This is a genomic window from Achromobacter sp. T5-5, assembly GCF_055397965.1.
In genome coordinates this window covers 3336744-3354175 of the sequence record NZ_AP027919.1, presented here as the reverse complement: position 1 = coordinate 3354175, position 17432 = coordinate 3336744, and the positions used below count along the sequence as shown (strand labels likewise).

Genomic DNA, 17432 nt, shown 5'->3' with positions numbered 1-17432 from the left:
TTATGAAATACCGTGCCATGACTTGCGCGTTTGCATTGATTGCCGGCCTGGCGACCGCCGGCGGGGCGATGGCCCAATCGACGGGCGGGAGCGTCACCACCTCGCCGTCGAACACCCCGAACGATGGCACCGCGGTGCCGCCGAACACGAAGGTGCCTGCGGGCACGATTCCGCCGGCGCCGAATGCCGCGCCCAATACGGCCACGACGCCGCCCAAGCTGGACAAGAGCGGCCACATGAGTTCGGGCAAGCATCAATCGGAGATGCCGAATCGCAAGCGCGAAGCCAATGACAACGTGCCGGCGACGCCTGCCGCCGGCGCCACGCCCGCGCCGGGCTACCCGAACACGGGCGGCAGCAAGTAATCCAGCAAGTAATCCAGCAAGCGGGGCAACCCGCCAGCAAAAAGGCTTCCGCGAGGAAGCCTTTTTTTGATCCCGCGGCGGCGCGAAATGCGGGCGCCGCGCGCCGCTCAATGCTGCCTGCGCAGTTCGGCGGGCGGGACGCGCAGTTGCCCGCGGTACTTGGACACCGTCCGGCGCGCGAGCAGGATGCCGTTGGACGCGAGCTGCTGCGTCAGCGCCACATCCGACAGCGGCATGCAGGGGTCCTCGGCTTCGACCATCTCCTTGATCAGCGCGCGCACGGCCGCGGCCGAACACGAGCCGCCCGATTCGGTGGCCAGCTCGCGCGAGAAGAAGTGGCGGAATTCGAAGACGCCGCGCGGCGTCGTCATGTATTTGCTGACGGTGGCGCGGGACACCGTGGATTCGTGCATGTTCAGATCGTCCGCGACTTCCCGCAGCATCAGCGGACGCAGGGCCACCTCGCCGTATTCGAAGAACATCTGCTGGCGTTTGACGATCGCCTCGGCCACGCGCTGGATGGTCGTGTAGCGTTGCTCCACGTTGCGCACCAGCCAGCGCGCTTCCTGCAGTTCCTGCGCCATCGGGCTGCGGTCGTCCAGGCGGGCGCGGCGAAAGAGGTCCGCGTAGGCGCTGTGCAGTCGCGCGCGCGGCATCGCGCTGCGATTGGGCAGCACGCGCCAGCGCCCCTGCCATTTGTCCACGAATACATCCGGCACGACATAGATGGGGGTCTCGCCGCTATAGCGCGCGCCCGGCTTGGGATCCAGCCGGCGGATCAGCGCGCTGGCTTCGCGCAGGGCGTCGTCGGAGCATCCCAGCACCCGGCGCAGGCCCTGGTAATCGTTCTTGGCCAGGCGGTCCAGGTGTTCCTGCACGATGCGCTGGGCGAGGGCCCGCGTGTCGTCGTCGTCCTCGTCGGGCAGCGCGGCCAGTTGCAGGGTGAGGCATTCGCGCAGGTCGCGGGCGGCGATGCCGGGCGCGTCCAGTTGCTGCACCAGGCGCAGGGCGGCGGTCCACTCGCTTTCGTCCGGCGTCGGGTCGATGTCCGCATCGGCGGCGTGGCACAGGTTGGTCAGGGGCATGCGCAGATAGCCGTCATCGTCCAGCGCGTCGATGATGAATTCGGCCAGCATCCGGTCGCGCGGCTGCAGGTGATAGTTACCCAGCTCGTTGGACAGGCGTTCGCGCATGGAGACGCTGGCGCAGGCCCATTGGCCCAGGTCGCTTTCGCCGCCGTTGGGCGCATGGGTGGGATAGTCGCCGGAATAGGCGGGCGCATCGGGCGGGAGCTCATCGGCGTCGGTGCGTTCGGGCGGGCTGTCGGGCTCGGCGGCGGGCTGGCTTTCGAACGTGACGGTGTCGCCCTGGGCGCCGGGCGCGGCCGGGGCGGCCTCAGGCTCCGAATCGTCTGGATCTTCGAGAAACGGGTTGTTCGCCAGCGCATGCTGCACGGCCGTGGTGAACTCCAGCGCCGACATCTGAAGCAGCTTGACGGATTGCTGCAGACGCGGCGCAAGCGTCATTTGCTGGCGCAGGCGAAGTTCTTGCATTGGGTGGCCCAATCGAGTCTCCTGAAGGGGCAGCCGCCGGAAAGCGGCTCATCCCATCAATAGATGCAAAGATCGTGCCAGGTCTGCTCTCGGGGCAGCGGCGCGTCGGGAACGCGCCGTGCTGGGCCAGTATTACAAGGGGACGGTAAGAACTGCTCAAGCGGCCTCGGGCTCATCCTTTTCATAGATGTCCAGCCGGTTGTACAGGGTCTTCAGGCTGACGCCGAGGGTTTCCGCCGCCAGGCGCTTATCCCCCGCGTGATGGGCCAGGGTGGCCAGGATGAATTCGCGCTGCGCGCGGCCCAGCGGCATCCCCACGGGGAAGTTGAGCGACCCGTCGCGCAGCTGGGCCTGGTTGGGTCCGCGGTTGCGCGAGAGCAGGTCGGCATCGAGCTGGGTGTCGGCCATGATGAAGGCGCGCTGGATCACGTTGCGCAATTCACGGACGTTGCCCGGCCAGTCGTGCGCCTTGATCGCCTCGAGCATGTGCGGGGAAAAGGTTTTCTGCGTGCCGTGCTGCGCGTTCAAGGTATCCAGGAACTGGTTTGCCAGCAGCAGCACGTCGTCGCCGCGTTCGCGCAGCGGCGGCACGCGCAGCGGTATCACCAGCAGGCGATGCAGGAAGTCCTGCCGCAGCCTGCCGTCGGCGACCGACGCCGCCGGGTCCCGGTTGCTGGCGCAGATGACGCGCACGTTGGCGCGCAGCAGGTCCGTGCCGCCCACGCGCTGATAGGTGCCCACCTCCAGCACGCGCAGGAAGTGGACCTGCATGTCGGGCGGCATTTCCGTGACTTCGTCCAGGAACAGCGTGCCCCCGCTTGCGTACTCGAAATAGCCGGCGTTCTGGGACACCGCGCCGGTAAAGCTGCCTTTCTCATGGCCGAACAGTTCCGCATGGGCGAGCGAGCCGCTGATCGCCCCGCAATTGACCGCAACGAAAGGCTGGTCGCGGCGCTCGCTGGCTTCATGGATGGCGCGGGCGACGATTTCCTTTCCGGCGCCGCTTTCGCCGATAATGAACACGCTTGCGTCGGTGGCCGCGGCCAGCGCGATCTGGTTGCCCAGTTTGCGCATCTGCGGCGACATGCCGCTGGTGTCGGCAAAAGCAGAAAGTGCGGGCGGCGCGGTATTTCGTGTGGCGGTGTTACGAGTGGCCATGCTGATTCCTAGTCCCCAATCGGGCCTGTGACAGGCTCATCGTAGAGGGCGGACCCCGCTCAGATTGCGACGAGTTGCAAGTAATCGAAAACGTTGGTGGAAACGGGCAAATATTTGCGCCGGCCGCCCCCATAGTGACTATCCTCAGGGTTATGCAAGGGAAACGGAGATAGCATGCCTCACCTGCTTATCGTTGACGACGACGACGCGATACGCGAAACATTGGCCGAAATCGGCCGCGAGAGCGGGTTTACAGTGGCCTTGGCGGCCAGCGTCAAGGACGCCATGATCCAGCTCGAACGACAGGCGCCGGATCTGGTGCTCACTGACGTCCGCCTTCCGGGCGGCAGCGGGATGGACATCTTCAAGAACGTCGCCGTGCACAGCGCCGAGGTCGTGGTGATGACCGGCCACGGCACGGTGGACAACGCGGTCCAGGCCTTGCGCCTGGGCGCGACGGACTATCTGGTCAAGCCCATCTGCATGGAGCGCCTGGAGGAAATCCTCAAGCGCATCATGGCCAATTCGGGCGGCGAAATGCCCGGCACCCCGTTCGAAGAGCCTGGACGCTTCGGCAAGCTGTTCGGCAAATCCGAACGCATGCTGGAGCTGTACCGCCAGATCGGGCGCGTGGCGCCCACCAACGTCACCACCTTGCTGATCGGCGAAAGCGGCACCGGCAAGGAGCTGGCTGCGCATGCCATCCACGAGCTCAGTCCACGCCGCCAGCGGCCGTTCATCGCGGTCAACTGCGGGGCGATCTCGCCCAACCTGATCGAAAGCGAAATGTTCGGGCACGAGCGCGGCAGCTTTACCGGCGCCGACCGCCAGCACAAGGGCTATTTCGAGCGCGCCGACGGCGGGACGCTGTTCCTGGACGAAGTCACTGAAATGCCGCTGGACCTGCAGGTCAAGCTGCTGCGCGTCCTGGAGACCGGGCAGTTCATGCGCGTCGGCACCAATCGGGAAATTGCCTGCGACATCCGGGTCATTGCCGCCACCAACCGCAACCCGGAGCAGGCCGTCCAAGAGGGCAAGTTGCGCGAGGATCTGTACTACCGGCTGAGCGTCTTCCCCATTGAATTGCCCGCCTTGCGCGATCGCGGCAGCGACATCCTCTTTCTGGCGGAACGCTTCCTGCAGACGCTGAACGAGGAATCCGGCAAGAACAAGGCATTCTCGCCCGAGGCCGCCGCGGCCCTGGGGCAGTACGAATGGCCCGGCAATGTGCGCGAGCTGAAGAACTTCGTGCGGCGCGCCTTCATCATGGCCGATGGCGACGTGATGGATCTGGAAATGCTGGTGCCGCAGGTGTCGCCCACGGGCGAGACGGCGGGCAGTCAGGTCAGCGTGCCCGTCGGCGAGACCCTGGCCGAAGCGGACCGGCGCCTGATCCTGGCCACGCTGGAGCGATGCAATGGCGTGAAAAAGCAGGCGGCCGCCGTGTTGGGCATCAGTCCCAAGACGCTGTACAACCGCCTGGAAGAGTACGCCGCGGCGGGATACACGCTGCCGGGCGAAAATTCCCGGCCGGGCAACGCCGCCCGGGAATCTGCCTAAAAAAATCGCCTGAAAAAACGGCCTGCCTGCCTGGCAGGCCGCTGCCTGATTACTTGTTGTAGCGGGTCTTCAAGTCGGCCATACAGGCGTCCTTGGCATTACCGGACATGGCGTCGCATTTTTCCTTGCCGACCTTGTAGTCGGCATCGTTGCGCGCCTTGGCCGCGTCATGCGAGGCCTCAGCCTTTTCCTTGGCGGCCTTGGCGTCCGCCTTGGCCTTGTCGCGCGTCGCCTCGGCCTGCTGCTGGCACACGTCCTTCGCGTTGCCCTTCATCCCGTCGCATTGTTTCTTGTCCATCTTGTACTGATTGTCGATCTGGTCGTCGGTGCGCACACCGGCCGCGCCGGTTTGGGCGGTGGCCGAGAAGGCCAGGGCGGACAGACACAGGGCAAAAGCGGGGCAAATCGTTTTGGACAGCTTCATGACTGACTCCTTGGGTAGTTGGTCCGATTGCACGCGGACCCGATAGGGACAGAGCAAGCGGCGTGCCTGGGTTTGCCTGGATTTGCCTGGCTTGGCCGGGTTGACCGAGGTTTGCCGGGTTTTGGCTGTCCGCGCCGGTCAGCGCGGGTCAGCGCCAGGGAGCGTCAGGCACGCCGCTTGCGCATGCAGGTTCGCCGGGCCGCAGTGGCGGCCGGGCGCGTATCCAGGAGATGAATCATGAGCACGCACAGCGAACAACAGCCGGCAAAATCCAAGGCCAATACGCCCAAGGACGACACCGAGGCGGCCCGCCAGAGCGGCCAATTCGGCGCGGACAAGCCGTCGCCCGGAGAACAACCCTACAAGCGCGAGTCGGACAAGACGCCCAATCGCAAAGGGGCGGAATTCGAAGAGGGGGGCCAGTACCCGGGCAAGCGGCCGGACGGGAACTGAAGGTTGCAGGCCTGCGCTGCGGCGCAGGCTGCCGGGAGCTTGGGCGCCTGGCCCAAAGTCCGTAGAGCGGGGCGCCTAACCGCAAGCCCGTGTAGCAGGGAGCCTGGCGGGGCGCCTAGCCTGGCGCATCCCGCGCCTCGTCGGCCAGGCGGAACAGCAGCACGACGCAATGCAACGCCGCCAGCCCGACCACGCCGTACACGACCCGCGCAGCGGTTGGATTCGGCAGGAGCTTGGCGGCCACGTCCAGGTTGACGGCGGCGATGAGGCCGCAGTTCAGGCCGCCGGCCACCAACGCCATCAGCGCCGACCAATCCAGCACGGAAAGGCCGCGCCGCGACCCCTCGGCGCCGGATTGGGGCTCGGCATCCGGGACGTCGTCCTGGGCACTCGGATCCTCATTGCGGGAAATCTCCATCGTCCTGCCTCACCGGCCGGCGCCACGCGCATCGTCCGCCTGTCCGCCGTTGCGCACCGGGTCGGGGGCATCCCGCGAAATGCCGGCCTCATCCGCATCGGTGACGCGGTCCGGCGCGACGTCGGCGCCGTCTTCATCGGGCAGGTCCGGCTCCACGCTTTCGCGTTCGCCAGTGCCCTGCGCATCGCTGTCGGTGTGGGCGCGGTTGCGCGGCAGGTCGCTGGCGGAATCCGACGAATCGCTCGGGCCGAGATCCGGGCGGCCGCTGTCGTCGTCGGGCAAATCGGTGTTGGGAATACGGGGCATGCTGGTCTCCAGGTAGGGACGGCATCGGGCGTTCGCGGGATCCGCGCGCCATCGATTCGCCCCGGTTTTGCAGCAAGCGCCGTGCCGCGGGCGCGGCGGGCCGGGTATGGAAGTTGCTCCCTGAAGGACATTCACACGCGGGAGACTGCCATGTCCTTGATTGTCGCTGCACGGTTCCAGACCTTCGACGAGGCCACGCTGGCCGCCCGCAGGCTGTTCGCCGAGGGCTATACCGAAGATGACGTCCATACGTTCTACGTCAGCATCGCGGGCGAGCACGGCCGCTATCCGCTGGGCGGAGACCGGCTGGCGGATCCGGACGCCAAGGGCGGCCATTTCGGCGCGGTCGCGGGCGCCTCGCTGTTGGGTCTGGTATTCGCCTTGCTGGCCGGGTTGATCGCGGCGCGCCTGGCCGCGTCCATCTTCATCACGATTGCCGCCGCGGGCGTGGGCGCCTATATCGGCGCGCTGATGGGGGCCATGTGGGTGGTGGGCCGCAAGAAGCGGGTGCGGACCGCGCCGGGCGCACCGGCCGCCTCGCATCCCCCGGTGCGTCAGGCCGGCGTGATGCTGGCCCTGCATGTGGATGTGGGCCGCGAGGCGCAGGCGCGCCAGATCCTGCGCGCGGCGGGCGGCACGGACATCGAACGCGCCAACGGGCGCTGGCAGGACGGCAAATGGCAGGATTTCGATCCCCTGGACCCGCCACGGCCCGTCGAGGCGCCGACGACGGCCCCATGAGGCTCGCCGCCCGCCACGCCTGGAGACACCACGATGAAACGACTCAGAATATCTTCCATTGCCGCATGGGTTGTTGCCGCCGTCATGCTGGCCGGGGCGGGGCAGACCTCGCTGGCCGCGGAGCTGGCGGCGTCCGATGCGCGATTCCTGCAGGCGGCCGCGGGCTCGGGCCTGTTCGAAGTGCAGGCCGCGGCGCTGGCTGAAAAGCGCGCCAAGGATGTGCAGGTGCGCGCGTTTGCCGAAAAAATGCGGGCGCAGCATGCGGCCGTCAACCAGGAGCTCAAGGCCCTGGCTGCGGCAAAGAACGTGTCGCTTCCGGATGAGCCATCCGAACCGGACCGCGCCACGCTGGAGCGGCTGCGCGGGATGACGGGCGCCGCGTTCGACCAGCTGTACGTCGAAAAAGCGGCGCTGGACGCGCATGCGATCGCCAACCGGCTGTTCGACACGGCGGCCAAGGAAGCGGAGGATGCGCAGGTCCGGCAATTCGCGGCCCGTACATTGCCGATGCTGAGGGACCACTACGCCATGAGCCGGACCCTCATGGGGGAACCCGCGGGCCACGGGGACAAGATCCAGCCCGCGCCCAAGGGCGAGGCGCCCGCGATCTCGCCGGCTTCCCGCGAGGCGCCGGCCTCGGTCGTGCCGCAAAAATAGGCGGCACGGCGAGGTGGCACGGCGGAATCGGACCGCCGGGACGGGCAGGGCGTTCAGTCGCCCGCGCTTCCCGTGATGGGGAGCACGATGCCGGTGATGTAGCTGGCGCATTGCGGCGAGGCCAGAAACACATAGGCGGGCGCAATTTCTTCCGGTTGGGCGGGCCGGCCCAGGTCGGTCTTTGCGCCGAATGATTTGATGGCCTCGGCGCTGCGGTCCGCCGGATTGAGCGGCGTCCAGACAGGGCCTGGCGCCACGGCGTTCACCCGGATGCCCTGGCCGGCAAGATTGGCGGCCAGCGATCGCGTGAAGGCGTGGATGGCGCCCTTGGTCGCCGAATAGTCCAGCAGGGCGGCGCTGCCGTTCAGGCCCGTGACCGACCCCGTGTTGATGATCGCGTCACCGGCCTTCAGATGCGGCAGCGCCGCGCGCGCCATGTAGAAATAGGCCGTGATGTTGGTGCGCAGCGTCCTGTCCCATTTTTCGTCGGTGATCTCCGGCAACGTGTCGGTGTGCTGTTGATAGGCCGCGTTATTGACAAGGATGTCGAGCTTGCCGAAATGCTTGACGACCTGCGCGGCGGCTTCGTTGCAGAACGCCGGGTCCTGCACGTCGCCGGGAATCAGCAGGCATTGGCGGCCTTCCGCCTGGACGGCTTGGCTGGTCTCCCGGGCGTCTTCATGTTCGTCCAGGTAGGCGACGGCGACGTCCGCGCCCTCGCGCGCGAACAGCACCGCGACGGCCCGGCCGATGCCGGAATCGCCGCCGGTGATGATCGCGATCTTGTCCTGCAGCTTGCCGCTGCCCTGGTAGCCGGGCGCCTGGTACTGCGGTTTGAGCACCATGTCGGCTTCGACACCGGGCTGCTCGTCCAGGTGCTGGCCGGGCATGGGCGGGGTGGGGTGCGGGCGGTCGCCGGTCTGGGCGCTTTTGGGTGTACTCATGTGATCTCCCATTGGGCGGCGCGGGATGCGCCATGCATGGGAGCATCGAGCAAACGCCGTTCCCGGCGGCCCGCCCCGCGGCCTATTGGCGGCCGACGATCACGCCCAGCAGAAAGGCCGCGCCGGCAACCAGCCCGACCGCCTGCCAGGGGCGTGCGTGGATGTATTCCTCGGTGCAATCCAGCGTTTCACGCATCAGGTCATGGGCGTTGTCAGACGCGTCGCGCAGGCTTCTGCGCGTGGCCTGGAGCTGATCGCTCAAGCGCGCCTTCAAGGCCTCCAGGTCCGTCGCCGAACTATCGCTGAGCGTGGCTTCCAGCTCGTCGATCCAGCTTTCCGGATGCCGGGAGCGCCTGTAGGCGCCACGATTGTCGGGGCCGTTCTCGGGGAAGTCGGAAGGCATGGGGGTATTCGTCGTGGCCATCGAAAGCTCCTGATCATCGGGCGGAAAATGCGCCAGCGCGGACCGGCCCGGGGCGGCCGCTAGGCGGGACGAGGCTTACGCCTCGACCATATCTCGGCATGCCAGCGTGCAGGCGATGCAGGCGCCGGCGCAGATCTTGCAGTGTTCGGCGTCGTGCGCGGCGCATTGCCGGGCACAGGCATCGCAGACCTGCGCGCACGGCGTGCACAGCGCATGGGCAAACTCGCCATTGCGGCCCAGCATCGCCGCGCACAGGCGGCAAATCGCGGCGCAATCCGTGCACAGTCCGATGCACTGCTTCATGGCGGTCGCGTCCTCCTGCAGGCAGGCGGCGGCGCACGCATCGCACGCCACCGCGCACTCATAGCAGGCTTGCACACATTGCTCGAAGTTTGGGTCTCGCATTGCATCTCCTTGTGAGCGGCGGCGGCCGCCCGGACAGCCAGAGGCGGTGCGCCAGCCGGCACATCCGCTTGCAATTTGAAGGGCTTGACTGTTTTTCCCGTGGATCTGTCGCCGTAGGATGAAGGTTCGCAACTGGCTGGAGAGAACCATGAAACCTTCGCCCGAACTCAAGCCCGCCGCGTCGGCGCGCACCGGCAAGACCCCGCAGGACAACGCTAAGATACTGCCGCCGCGCGGTCCCGTCGATGTGCCAAAACAACCGGATAAACCCGATGCCAGCACGCCCGACGAAGCGGCGCGCGACAAGCGCGAGGTGGTCGACAACCGCACCGAATCCAATTGGGCCGACGGCTCCGCGCCGCAGCCTCGCGCCAAGAACGCCCGGTCGTCGATTCTCTGATCACGCATCGTCAGCCGCCTGGTCGTGCAGGAAGGCGAGCAGGCGGCGCTCGTCGGCGGCCAAGCCGCGCGGGCCGGGCGGCGCCGCCGTGGGGCGCGGCAACGTGCCGGTCAGATAGGCCTGCAGAATCGCGGGATGGACATAACAGGTGCGGCAGACGGCGGGGGTGTTTGCCAGCCGTTTGGACACCTGCTTGATGACGTCCACCGCTTCCTGTTTGGCCTGCCGCTCGTCGACGAACGGCCGCGCCTGCAGGGCGGCATAGGCCATGACCGAGCCCGCCCAGGTCCGATAGTGCTTGGCGGTGTATTCGCCGCCGCCCGCCTCGCGCAGGTAGGCATTGACGGCGCCCGAGTCGATGGGACGCCGGGCGCCGTCGGCGTCCAGATACTGGAAGAGCTGCTGGCCGGGAATGTCCCGGCACTGCTTGATGACGCGTGCCAGGCGGCGGTCCGTCACGGTCACGTCGTGCGCGACGCCGCTCTTGCCCTGGAACTGGAAGCGCAAGCGGCTGCCGGCCACGGTGGTGTGGCGGCGCTTGAGCGTCGTGAGGCCATACGACTTGTTGGCGCGGGCGTACTCGCGCCCGCCGATGCGGATCAGCGTGATCTCCAGCAGGCGCACCAGGACGGCGATCACCTTGTCCTGCGTCAGTCCCGGGATCTTCATGTCGCGTTCGACCTTGCGGCGGATGCGGGGCAGGGCATGGCCGAAGGACAGCAGGTTCTGGTATTTGGTGGCGTCGCGCACCGCCGTCCAGGCGGCGTGGTAGCGGTATTGCTTGCGCCCGCGCGCATCGCGCGCCGTGGCCTGCAGATGCCCGCGCGGCGATGGGCAGATCCACACGTCTTCGTAGGCCGGCGGAATCGCCAGCGCATTGATGCGCTGGATTTCGGCGTCATCGGCGATGCGCCTGCCTTGCGCGTCGACATAGTGGAAGGTGTGGCCGTTGACGCGCACGCGCGTGTAGCCCGCCTGCGTGTCGTCCACGTAGATCAGCGAGGCCGGCTCGATGGGCGGCGGTGCCTGTTCTGGGTGCGTGCGAGGGCTCATTCATTCTCCGTGTGCGCGGGCTGCGCCCGGGCCCAGCATGCGCCGTTCCCGATGCCTGGGCATGGCGCGAAGGCGCGGTTTGGGCACGGGGCTTGCTGATGCTGCTGTCGGCAATCGCGTCGCCTGATCCGCCCAGCGGGCCGGCCGCGCCGGCCTCGAGAGAATCTTCAGAGGAGAGTGCAATGCAAACCGTCCTGCAGTTACATGTGCCGCCCAAGCCGGACCCGATACCGCCCGGCTCGCCGCCGGGAGATCTTCCCGTCGATCCGGACACGGACGAACCGGACGTGGACCTGCCGCCCTTGTCGCCGCCGGTCAAGGAAATCGTGCCGCCGAAAGACATCTGATGGATGCCTGCCCCCTCAACAACTCAAATCAATAAAGACAAGGAGTCACCATGTCGACCATCCTCCTGATCATCCTGATCCTGCTGCTTATCGGCGCCGTGCCGGCTTGGCCGCACAGCCGCAGCTGGGGCTACTACCCCAGCGGCCTGCTGGGCATTGTCGTGATCGTGCTCATCGTGCTGCTGTTGATGGGACGGATATAGCGGCCTGACAGCCGTGTCGAATCCGCCTGGCGCCCACCGCGGCAGCCAGGCGGATTTTCATTTGGGCGCGGCCAGCCGTTGCCCATCCGCTGGTCATCCCTTGGCCAGCCGGATGGCGCGCACCCCGGGGCGGGCGTAAGATCGGCGGGTTTTTCCGCAGCAACCCACACACTCGCAGCCCCGCCATGCCCATTCCGCTACTGATCCTGATCGACAGCGTCCAGGACTATCTTCCCGCCATCGAAGCCCAGGGCTTTCGCCCGATTCTCGCTCCCTCCGACCAGACCCGTGCCCAGGCCATCGCGCGCCATGGCGCCGAGATCCGCGCCGTGCTGACGCGCGGTGCGACCGGCCTGCGCGCCGACGAGATGGCGGCCATGCCGCACCTGAGCCTGGTGTGTTCGCTGGGCGTGGGCTATGAAAACATCGACCTGGCGGCCGCGCAGGCGCGCGGCCTGGTGGTCACGCACGGACCGGGCGCCAACGCGGTGTCGGTCGCCGACCATGCGATGGCGCTGCTGCTCGGCGCCGCGCGCCGGCTGCCTCAGGCCGACGCCTGGGTCCGGCAGGGGCACTGGAGCGGCTTCATGGGGCCGCAGGTGACCGGCAAGCGCCTGGGCATCCTGGGCCTGGGCACCATCGGACTGGAGATCGCGCGCCGCGGCGCGAACGGCTTTGGCATGCGCGTGGGGTACTTCAACCGCCGCGCCCGCCCGGAATCGGGGTATGCGTACTTCGACAGCCCGCGCGCGCTGGCCGCCGAATCGGATTTCCTGGTGGTGGCCACGCCCGGCGGCGCAGGCACGCATCATCTGGTGGATGCGGCGGTGCTGGAGGCGCTGGGGCCCGAGGGCTATCTGATCAACATCGCGCGCGGCAGCGTGGTCGACACCCACGCGCTCATCGCCGCGCTGTCTGAACGGCGCATCGCGGGCGCCGGGCTGGACGTGGTGGATGGCGAACCGGCCGTTCCGGACGCGCTCAAGCGCCTGGACAACGTGGTGCTGACGCCGCACAGCGCGGGGCGTTCGCCCGAGGCCGTGGCGGCGACCGTGGCGCTTTTCCTGGGAAACGCCCGGGCGCATTTCGCGGGCAAGCCCGTGCTGACGCCCGTGCGCGACGCGCAGCCCGCCGCCGCTTGAACGGCAAAGGCGGCGCCGGCCGCCGGCGCCGCGTCAGTGCGAGAACATGATGGGCACCGTCATGCTTTTGAGGATGGACGCGGTGGCGCCGCCCATCGCCCATTCGCGGAACTTGCTGTGCCCGTACGCGCCCATGACGATCAGGTCGGCGCTGTAGTCCGCGGCGGCGTTCAGGATGGTGCTGCCCACGCCCACGCCCTTGATGTCGCGGCGCACGTGGTCGGGCGCGGGAATGCCGTGCGCGACGCAATAGGTGACCAGGTCTTCGAACGGGATGGAATCCACGTTGCGGGTGGCGGCGCCTTCATCCATGGTCAGGACGACCAGTTGCGTGGCCCCGCGCAGGAGCGGCGCGGCGTCGGCCAGCGCGCGGGCGGCTTCGCGGCTGCCATCCCAGCACAGCAGGACGCGGTCGCCCACGACCGCGAACTGGCCGCTGGAGGGCACGACCATGACGGGGCGGCCTGCCGATAGCAGGGTCTGTTCGACGAATTCGTTCTCGTGCGCGGCCTCGACGTCGTCGCGGTTCTGCTGGCTGACGATGATGAGGTCGGTGGCGCGGCCGTGCAGGGCGACGGTGGCGCTGGGCGAGGACTCTCCGGCGCGGACGATGGCCGGGATGTCAGCGTTGGCCGCCGCTTCCAGGAACGCGTTCTGCACCGCGGCGCGGTTCTGCGCCTGCAGATCCTTCATGACGTTGAGCGTGCGCGACATCATCACGGATTCGCCGTAGTAGTACTGCGGCGGTGCGGAGCTGGCGTAGACCCCCACCAGTTCGGCCTTGTGGCGCCTGGCCAGGCCCAGCGCCAGCGTGGTGCGGCGCGAGCAGTCGAAACCGTGGTCCAGGTGGACGGAAATGCGGCGGTACATGGTGGGCCTCCTTGGTTAAATGCGTGCCATGTCCCTATGGTTGCCGTTAACCTTCCAAGACCCATTGATGCGCATCAAGCCGCCCGGAGTTTCGCGCAGGCGGCTCAAGTCGCCCGCGATGCGCGGCGATACCCGACGCCCCCCGGCGATGCCCGGCGCTAGGATGCGGGCTGCTCGCGTTGCACCTGCTGGCGCAATTGCCGGATCTGCCGCGCCTGCTGCCCGATGCGGTCCAGGGGCGCGGCCAGCGACGGCTCGGCCGCGGCGATGGCGGTCGGCACGTTCAGGCCGCGGGCTTCCTTTGCAGGGGCCGGCCCGTTCGGATGCAGCACGTGCGCCAGCGTGGTCCCGTAGTCGCGCAGCGCGGCGGCGGCGGGCGAGTCGGCGGGCAGCCCCGGCTGGATTTCCAGCACCGTGCCCGCGGCGGTGATGCGGCGCATGGCGTTGAGCAGGTTCACGGCGGTATCCACGTTCCGGTCGCGGTGCACCGGGTTTTGCTGCAGCCGCTGCAAAGACGCCTCGGCGTTGTCGGCCGACAGGCAGGCCAGCCTGCGCAACCCGACGATGTCGCGCGCGGCCCCGGCGCCGCTCTTTTCGTGCGTGAGGGCAAGCGCGTAGTCGGCATGGCACTGCAGCGCGCGGGCCAGGGCGCCGGCGAGCTGGCGGGGCTCTTTTTCTGGCCACACCAGAAAGCCCACCAGCAGCGCCAGGATGCCGCCCAGCACGCTGTTGAACGCGCGCAGCGCGGCCAGCATGGGCTCGTAGATCTCGGGTTGCTGGATATGGCTGACCAGCACGAACTGCGAGGTCAGGAAAAAGGTGAAGAGCGCGTAATGGATGGTGCGGGCGGCGAAGGTGCCCAGCGCGATGGGCAGCACCGCCAGGGCCACGGACAGCGGCGTGCTGAGCAACAGGCCGAGCAGCGAGGCGCCGATGGCGCCCGCCACGCTGCCGGCGACGCGCTCGAGGGTGCGCTGCCAGGTCGTCGCGAAATACGGCTGCAGGATGAACACCAGCGTCAGCGACATCCAGTAGCCATGGTTGACGGCGAAGGTCTTGGACAGCGCCACGGCGATGGTCGCGCCCACGCCCACGCGCAGCGCGTGGCGGAAGGCGTCGGACTCGAAGCGCAGGTTCTGGCGCAGCGTGCGCCAGGCCTGCCGCGCGCCGCTGGCGTCGCTGCCGGTCTGGGCGGGCGCGGCGGGCGCGGGCCCTGGTCGAACAGCGCGTGCATGACGGCCTGGGCGGTGTGCAGCAGGCGGTCCAGGACGGGCACCACGGTGGCCAGATCCGGCGCATAGGCCATGGCGCCGCCGCGCAGGTCGCGCAGGCCGGCGTTGTAATGGGCCAGGCGCTCGCGCAGGCATTCCGCCTGTTTGGGGTCATTGACGTCGGAGGTGCTGGCGATGGCGTTGCAGACGCTGGCGTAGCGGTGCAGCGCGTGCGACAGGTGCGCGCCCGCGCTGCGGCCCAGCCAGCGCGGCGCATTGGACTCCAGCAGGTCGGCGGCGGCGACCAGCGCGATGAAGCTGTCCTCGGCGCTGTCCAGCAGGTACAGCAATTGATGGGCGCGGGCGCGGCGCGACGGGCGGGCGTCCAGCACTTCGCGGATGCGGACCCGGGCCGCTTCCAGGGCGGCGCGCTGCGCACTGCGCTGGGGCCGGACGACGGCGCTCCAGGCCTGCGGGCCGCCAGCGGGCGCCAGGCCGGAATACATGCGCGCGAGCGCGTCGGCAAAATCGGCCAGGCCGCGATAACTGTGCGCGACCGCGTGGGTGGCGTCCTTCCAGGGGCGGCGGCGCCACACCAGCGCGGTCATGAGAATCGCCCACACCGCGCCGGCCAGGAAGAACAGGGTGTACCAAAGGCTTTCCAGCAGCGTGGGGGCGGGCAGCTCCGCGGCCACCACGAAACCGGCCGACAGCAGGGTGCCGACGATGGCGGCCGCCGGGCCCAGCACGCGCAGCAGCCCGCCGAAGGTGCAGCAGACAAAAGTGAGCGGCAGCAGCAGCCACAGATGCGCGGCGCTGGCGCTGGCCAGCAGGCAGAACAGGGCGCCGATCAGGCCCAGCGCCAGCATGGATCCGGCCCGCTTGCGCAAGGGGCCGCCGGGGTCGCCGAAGCATGCCCAGAACGCCGCGATGGCGGTCCAGCCCAGGCGCGGTTCGTGCACCAGCACGGCGAGGATGACGGGGGCCGCGCTGATGGCGGCGGCTTGCAGGGCGTCGAGCCACAGCACATTGCGCACGGCGGCGCGCCAACGGGTAAGCAGACTAGTCACGCGGGAATGAAAGCAGCAAAGTAAGGGCCGGACGGGGCCGGACGGGCCGGATGCCGCCAACCCTACCATGTCGACAAGACGCCCGCAGGCGCGTCCCGCAGGCTTGCCGCCCGGGGGGCGGAAACATGAATCCGCGCACCTTAACACGTGTTGTTACATGTGTGTGACTTTATGGCGGCAAGGGCGCAGAATGCCCGAAATCACTGCGCCTCGACCTGCGCCCGGAACGCGCAGGCCCGCAGCCGGGGCGCGCCGGGAGCAAGCCATGATGAATCCAGAGTCTTGCCAAAACCCCGTGGTGGGCGATGCGGAAATTGCCGCGATGATCACGGGCAGGGATGGACTGCGCGTCCTGTTGCAGCCGCAGGTGGACCTGCTGACGGGCCGCATCGTGTCGGCCGAGGCCCTGGTGCGATGGCAACACCCCCGTCTGGGCACCGTGATGCCGGCCGAGTTCATCCCCGCGGTGAACCGGCTTGGCCTGGACCGGGTGCTGTTCGAGCGGGTCTGCGTGCGGGTCATCGACGCGCTGCTCACGCTGCGCCGCGCCGGCCTGGCGGTCCCGCTGGCGATCAATGCGCCGGCCACCACGCTTTCCGAGATGCGCTCGGTCGAGTTCCTCCTGGACCGGATCCGTGCCGCGGAACTGCCGCCGTCGCTCGTGCGCGTGGAGCTGACCGAAGACCAGCCCATCCGGGACCTGGATGTATTGCGCGCCTCGCTGCTTCGCCTGGAAGAGGCGGGCTGCGAGGTCAGCCTGGATGATTTCGGGACCGGCCATGCCTCCCTGAAACTGTTGTCCGCGATTCCGCTGTCCGAAGTGAAAATCGACCAGTATTTCGTCACGCGCATGCGGCGCAGCGCCGTGGCCTTCGAGGTGCTGCGCGCCGCCGCGGAACTGGCCACGCGGCTGGGCTGGCGCGTGGTGGCGGAAGGCGTCGAGAACGTCGCCGACATTCCCGCCCTGCGCGCGGCCGGCTGCCGGTACGGGCAGGGCTTTTCGCTTGGCCGTCCCATGCCGCTGGACGAACTGATCCTGCGGCTGCGCACGCAGCGCGATGGCGGCGAACCGCTGGCGGCGCCCGCCGCCTATGCGTCGGCCTGGCTGAACGCCTTCGACAGCCCCGGGACGGACGCGGAACCGGATCGGTCCACCCATCACACCGCGACGCTGTAGGAAGGGTCGGGAATCCGGTTCAGTGCCCTGGATCCGGACCCATTAGGACCCTCTTTTAGGGCCCTGGAACTTTCAGAACTCCCACGACACCTGGGACGACCCCCGAGCGCACTTTTTACCGATCATTGGACGCCGGGAAACTCGCCGCTTTCGTCCCCCGATACCGCACTGCCCAGGCCCCCGGGCGGACGCCGTTTGGGCACGCCGGTTGCTCATCTATCCAGGCGGAATCTCTCCGCATCTTAGGAGACGAGTAATGGCCAATCAGAACCAGCCCGACCAGCAAAAGCAGCCCCAAAAGCAACAGTCCCAGGAGAACCCGCGGGACCGCAACCAGTCGCCGGGCCAGCAACCCGGTCAATCTGGCCAGCAGATGGAAAAAGACAGCAATCAACAGGGCCAGAGCCCGGGTCAGCAGAACAAGACCCAGCGCTGAGCGCGCGGGCTGCGCGCGCCACGTAACCAGCCCGTGTGACGCCGCGTAGCTTTTTACGGCCCCGTTCGCGCCTCCTCCGTGGCGCGGACGGGGCCGTTTTGCTGTTTCCGGAACT

At 68.1% G+C, this 17432-nt stretch carries 23 protein-coding genes; 11 read left to right on the top strand and 12 right to left on the bottom strand.

The features are described from left to right. The first annotated feature begins 2 nt into the window (after positions 1–2). A complete protein-coding gene (locus tag ACZ50Q_RS15250) occupies positions 3–365 on the top strand; it encodes a hypothetical protein (protein WP_464078858.1) in 363 nt (120 codons plus the stop codon). A gap of 107 nt (positions 366–472) precedes the next feature. Here the strand turns inward: ACZ50Q_RS15250 and ACZ50Q_RS15245 are convergent, their stop codons facing one another. Beyond that, on the bottom strand, positions 473–1918 hold the full coding sequence (locus ACZ50Q_RS15245) for an RNA polymerase factor sigma-54 (protein ID WP_464078857.1): 1446 nt from the start codon (positions 1916–1918) through the stop codon (positions 473–475). A gap of 156 nt (positions 1919–2074) precedes the next feature. Continuing rightward, complete coding sequence (locus ACZ50Q_RS15240; RefSeq protein WP_175493074.1) at positions 2075–2992, bottom strand: sigma-54-dependent transcriptional regulator; 918 nt, start codon at positions 2990–2992, stop codon at positions 2075–2077. Positions 2993–3250: 258 nt separating this feature from the next. On the opposite strand from ACZ50Q_RS15240, the gene ACZ50Q_RS15235 reads away from it, so the two are divergent. Further along, complete coding sequence (locus ACZ50Q_RS15235) at positions 3251–4636, top strand: sigma-54-dependent transcriptional regulator (protein ID WP_464078856.1); 1386 nt, start codon at positions 3251–3253, stop codon at positions 4634–4636. Positions 4637–4685: 49 nt separating this feature from the next. Here ACZ50Q_RS15235 and ACZ50Q_RS15230 read toward each other — a convergent pair whose 3' ends face one another. After that, the gene (locus ACZ50Q_RS15230; RefSeq protein ID WP_076520945.1) at positions 4686–5060 is read right to left on the bottom strand and encodes a hypothetical protein; all 375 of its coding nucleotides are present in this window, start codon (positions 5058–5060) and stop codon (positions 4686–4688) included. A gap of 237 nt (positions 5061–5297) precedes the next feature. Here ACZ50Q_RS15230 and ACZ50Q_RS15225 point away from each other — a divergent pair, with 237 nt between their 5' ends. Beyond that, complete coding sequence (locus ACZ50Q_RS15225; protein WP_092575828.1) at positions 5298–5513, top strand: hypothetical protein; 216 nt, start codon at positions 5298–5300, stop codon at positions 5511–5513. Positions 5514–5628: 115 nt separating this feature from the next. On the opposite strand, the gene ACZ50Q_RS15220 is transcribed toward ACZ50Q_RS15225, so the two are convergent. Continuing rightward, complete coding sequence (locus tag ACZ50Q_RS15220; protein WP_464078855.1) at positions 5629–5931, bottom strand: DUF378 domain-containing protein; 303 nt, start codon at positions 5929–5931, stop codon at positions 5629–5631. 9 nt (positions 5932–5940) lie between these two features. Continuing rightward, on the bottom strand, positions 5941–6237 hold the full coding sequence (locus tag ACZ50Q_RS15215; protein ID WP_092575832.1) for a hypothetical protein: 297 nt from the start codon (positions 6235–6237) through the stop codon (positions 5941–5943). A 150-nt stretch (positions 6238–6387) separates the two neighbouring features. Between ACZ50Q_RS15215 and ACZ50Q_RS15210 the strand changes: the two genes are divergently transcribed. Further along, positions 6388–6978: a hypothetical protein gene (locus ACZ50Q_RS15210; RefSeq protein ID WP_464078854.1), complete on the top strand. Its 591-nt coding sequence runs from the start codon at positions 6388–6390 to the stop codon at positions 6976–6978. 33 nt (positions 6979–7011) lie between these two features. Beyond that, positions 7012–7635 (top strand): DUF4142 domain-containing protein, encoded by a 624-nt coding sequence (locus ACZ50Q_RS15205; protein WP_464078853.1) that lies wholly within the window; start codon positions 7012–7014, stop codon positions 7633–7635. 53 nt (positions 7636–7688) lie between these two features. On the opposite strand, the gene ACZ50Q_RS15200 is transcribed toward ACZ50Q_RS15205, so the two are convergent. From ACZ50Q_RS15200 to ACZ50Q_RS15190, 3 genes are all read right to left on the bottom strand, one after another. Continuing rightward, complete coding sequence (locus ACZ50Q_RS15200) at positions 7689–8579, bottom strand: SDR family oxidoreductase (RefSeq protein ID WP_464078852.1); 891 nt, start codon at positions 8577–8579, stop codon at positions 7689–7691. An 82-nt stretch (positions 8580–8661) separates the two neighbouring features. Then, the gene (locus tag ACZ50Q_RS15195) at positions 8662–9003 is read right to left on the bottom strand and encodes an ElaB/YgaM/YqjD family protein (RefSeq protein ID WP_464078851.1); all 342 of its coding nucleotides are present in this window, start codon (positions 9001–9003) and stop codon (positions 8662–8664) included. A gap of 75 nt (positions 9004–9078) precedes the next feature. After that, entirely contained in the window at positions 9079–9408 is a 330-nt protein-coding gene (locus ACZ50Q_RS15190; protein ID WP_076520937.1) for a four-helix bundle copper-binding protein, read from the bottom strand. A gap of 148 nt (positions 9409–9556) precedes the next feature. Between ACZ50Q_RS15190 and ACZ50Q_RS15185 the strand changes: the two genes are divergently transcribed. Beyond that, positions 9557–9808 carry a hypothetical protein gene (locus ACZ50Q_RS15185; RefSeq protein ID WP_464078850.1) on the top strand — a complete coding sequence of 84 codons (252 nt, stop codon included), beginning with the start codon at positions 9557–9559 and terminating at the stop codon, positions 9806–9808. Here the strand turns inward: ACZ50Q_RS15185 and ACZ50Q_RS15180 are convergent, their stop codons facing one another. Continuing rightward, positions 9809–10861, bottom strand: coding sequence for a DNA topoisomerase IB (locus ACZ50Q_RS15180; protein WP_464078849.1), 1053 nt, complete (start codon positions 10859–10861; stop codon positions 9809–9811). A 182-nt stretch (positions 10862–11043) separates the two neighbouring features. On the opposite strand from ACZ50Q_RS15180, the gene ACZ50Q_RS15175 reads away from it, so the two are divergent. The 3 genes from ACZ50Q_RS15175 to ACZ50Q_RS15165 all read left to right on the top strand — a co-directional run bounded on the left by ACZ50Q_RS15175 (position 11044) and on the right by ACZ50Q_RS15165 (position 12553). Continuing rightward, the gene (locus ACZ50Q_RS15175) at positions 11044–11208 is read left to right on the top strand and encodes a hypothetical protein (RefSeq protein ID WP_172805887.1); all 165 of its coding nucleotides are present in this window, start codon (positions 11044–11046) and stop codon (positions 11206–11208) included. Between the two features lie 50 nt (positions 11209–11258). Then, the gene (locus ACZ50Q_RS15170; protein ID WP_076520934.1) at positions 11259–11411 is read left to right on the top strand and encodes a DUF3309 family protein; all 153 of its coding nucleotides are present in this window, start codon (positions 11259–11261) and stop codon (positions 11409–11411) included. 185 nt (positions 11412–11596) lie between these two features. Beyond that, positions 11597–12553 carry a 2-hydroxyacid dehydrogenase gene (locus ACZ50Q_RS15165; protein ID WP_464078848.1) on the top strand — a complete coding sequence of 319 codons (957 nt, stop codon included), beginning with the start codon at positions 11597–11599 and terminating at the stop codon, positions 12551–12553. Positions 12554–12586: 33 nt separating this feature from the next. Here ACZ50Q_RS15165 and ACZ50Q_RS15160 read toward each other — a convergent pair whose 3' ends face one another. From ACZ50Q_RS15160 to ACZ50Q_RS15150, 3 genes are all read right to left on the bottom strand, one after another. Beyond that, positions 12587–13423: a universal stress protein gene (locus ACZ50Q_RS15160; protein WP_092575852.1), complete on the bottom strand. Its 837-nt coding sequence runs from the start codon at positions 13421–13423 to the stop codon at positions 12587–12589. A 158-nt stretch (positions 13424–13581) separates the two neighbouring features. Next, the gene (locus tag ACZ50Q_RS15155) at positions 13582–14511 is read right to left on the bottom strand and encodes an FUSC family protein (RefSeq protein WP_464078847.1); all 930 of its coding nucleotides are present in this window, start codon (positions 14509–14511) and stop codon (positions 13582–13584) included. After that, entirely contained in the window at positions 14442–15704 is a 1263-nt protein-coding gene (locus ACZ50Q_RS15150; RefSeq protein ID WP_464078846.1) for an FUSC family membrane protein, read from the bottom strand. The genes ACZ50Q_RS15155 and ACZ50Q_RS15150 overlap by 70 nt, the downstream gene beginning before the upstream one ends. Positions 15705–15969: 265 nt before the next feature. Here ACZ50Q_RS15150 and ACZ50Q_RS15145 point away from each other — a divergent pair, with 265 nt between their 5' ends. Next, positions 15970–16881 (top strand): EAL domain-containing protein, encoded by a 912-nt coding sequence (locus ACZ50Q_RS15145; RefSeq protein ID WP_464078845.1) that lies wholly within the window; start codon positions 15970–15972, stop codon positions 16879–16881. 256 nt (positions 16882–17137) lie between these two features. Further along, complete coding sequence (locus tag ACZ50Q_RS15140; RefSeq protein WP_076520929.1) at positions 17138–17317, top strand: hypothetical protein; 180 nt, start codon at positions 17138–17140, stop codon at positions 17315–17317. Positions 17318–17432: the final 115 nt, after the last annotated feature.

What these genes read in the sequence shown, in the direction of transcription:
- ACZ50Q_RS15250 (WP_464078858.1), top strand. Translation starts at nt 3, where the DNA reads ATGAAATACCGTGCCATGACTTGCGCGTTTGCATTGATTGCCGGCCTG.
- ACZ50Q_RS15245 (WP_464078857.1), bottom strand. Translation starts at nt 1,918, where the DNA reads ATGCAAGAACTTCGCCTGCGCCAGCAAATGACGCTTGCGCCGCGTCTG.
- ACZ50Q_RS15240 (WP_175493074.1), bottom strand. Translation starts at nt 2,992, where the DNA reads ATGCGCAAACTGGGCAACCAGATCGCGCTGGCCGCGGCCACCGACGCA.
- ACZ50Q_RS15235 (WP_464078856.1), top strand. Translation starts at nt 3,251, where the DNA reads ATGCCTCACCTGCTTATCGTTGACGACGACGACGCGATACGCGAAACA.
- ACZ50Q_RS15230 (WP_076520945.1), bottom strand. Translation starts at nt 5,060, where the DNA reads ATGAAGCTGTCCAAAACGATTTGCCCCGCTTTTGCCCTGTGTCTGTCC.
- ACZ50Q_RS15225 (WP_092575828.1), top strand. Translation starts at nt 5,298, where the DNA reads ATGAGCACGCACAGCGAACAACAGCCGGCAAAATCCAAGGCCAATACG.
- ACZ50Q_RS15220 (WP_464078855.1), bottom strand. Translation starts at nt 5,931, where the DNA reads ATGGAGATTTCCCGCAATGAGGATCCGAGTGCCCAGGACGACGTCCCG.
- ACZ50Q_RS15215 (WP_092575832.1), bottom strand. Translation starts at nt 6,237, where the DNA reads ATGCCCCGTATTCCCAACACCGATTTGCCCGACGACGACAGCGGCCGC.
- ACZ50Q_RS15210 (WP_464078854.1), top strand. Translation starts at nt 6,388, where the DNA reads ATGTCCTTGATTGTCGCTGCACGGTTCCAGACCTTCGACGAGGCCACG.
- ACZ50Q_RS15205 (WP_464078853.1), top strand. Translation starts at nt 7,012, where the DNA reads ATGAAACGACTCAGAATATCTTCCATTGCCGCATGGGTTGTTGCCGCC.
- ACZ50Q_RS15200 (WP_464078852.1), bottom strand. Translation starts at nt 8,579, where the DNA reads ATGAGTACACCCAAAAGCGCCCAGACCGGCGACCGCCCGCACCCCACC.
- ACZ50Q_RS15195 (WP_464078851.1), bottom strand. Translation starts at nt 9,003, where the DNA reads ATGGCCACGACGAATACCCCCATGCCTTCCGACTTCCCCGAGAACGGC.
- ACZ50Q_RS15190 (WP_076520937.1), bottom strand. Translation starts at nt 9,408, where the DNA reads ATGCGAGACCCAAACTTCGAGCAATGTGTGCAAGCCTGCTATGAGTGC.
- ACZ50Q_RS15185 (WP_464078850.1), top strand. Translation starts at nt 9,557, where the DNA reads ATGAAACCTTCGCCCGAACTCAAGCCCGCCGCGTCGGCGCGCACCGGC.
- ACZ50Q_RS15180 (WP_464078849.1), bottom strand. Translation starts at nt 10,861, where the DNA reads ATGAGCCCTCGCACGCACCCAGAACAGGCACCGCCGCCCATCGAGCCG.
- ACZ50Q_RS15175 (WP_172805887.1), top strand. Translation starts at nt 11,044, where the DNA reads ATGCAAACCGTCCTGCAGTTACATGTGCCGCCCAAGCCGGACCCGATA.
- ACZ50Q_RS15170 (WP_076520934.1), top strand. Translation starts at nt 11,259, where the DNA reads ATGTCGACCATCCTCCTGATCATCCTGATCCTGCTGCTTATCGGCGCC.
- ACZ50Q_RS15165 (WP_464078848.1), top strand. Translation starts at nt 11,597, where the DNA reads ATGCCCATTCCGCTACTGATCCTGATCGACAGCGTCCAGGACTATCTT.
- ACZ50Q_RS15160 (WP_092575852.1), bottom strand. Translation starts at nt 13,423, where the DNA reads ATGTACCGCCGCATTTCCGTCCACCTGGACCACGGTTTCGACTGCTCG.
- ACZ50Q_RS15145 (WP_464078845.1), top strand. Translation starts at nt 15,970, where the DNA reads ATGATGAATCCAGAGTCTTGCCAAAACCCCGTGGTGGGCGATGCGGAA.
- ACZ50Q_RS15140 (WP_076520929.1), top strand. Translation starts at nt 17,138, where the DNA reads ATGGCCAATCAGAACCAGCCCGACCAGCAAAAGCAGCCCCAAAAGCAA.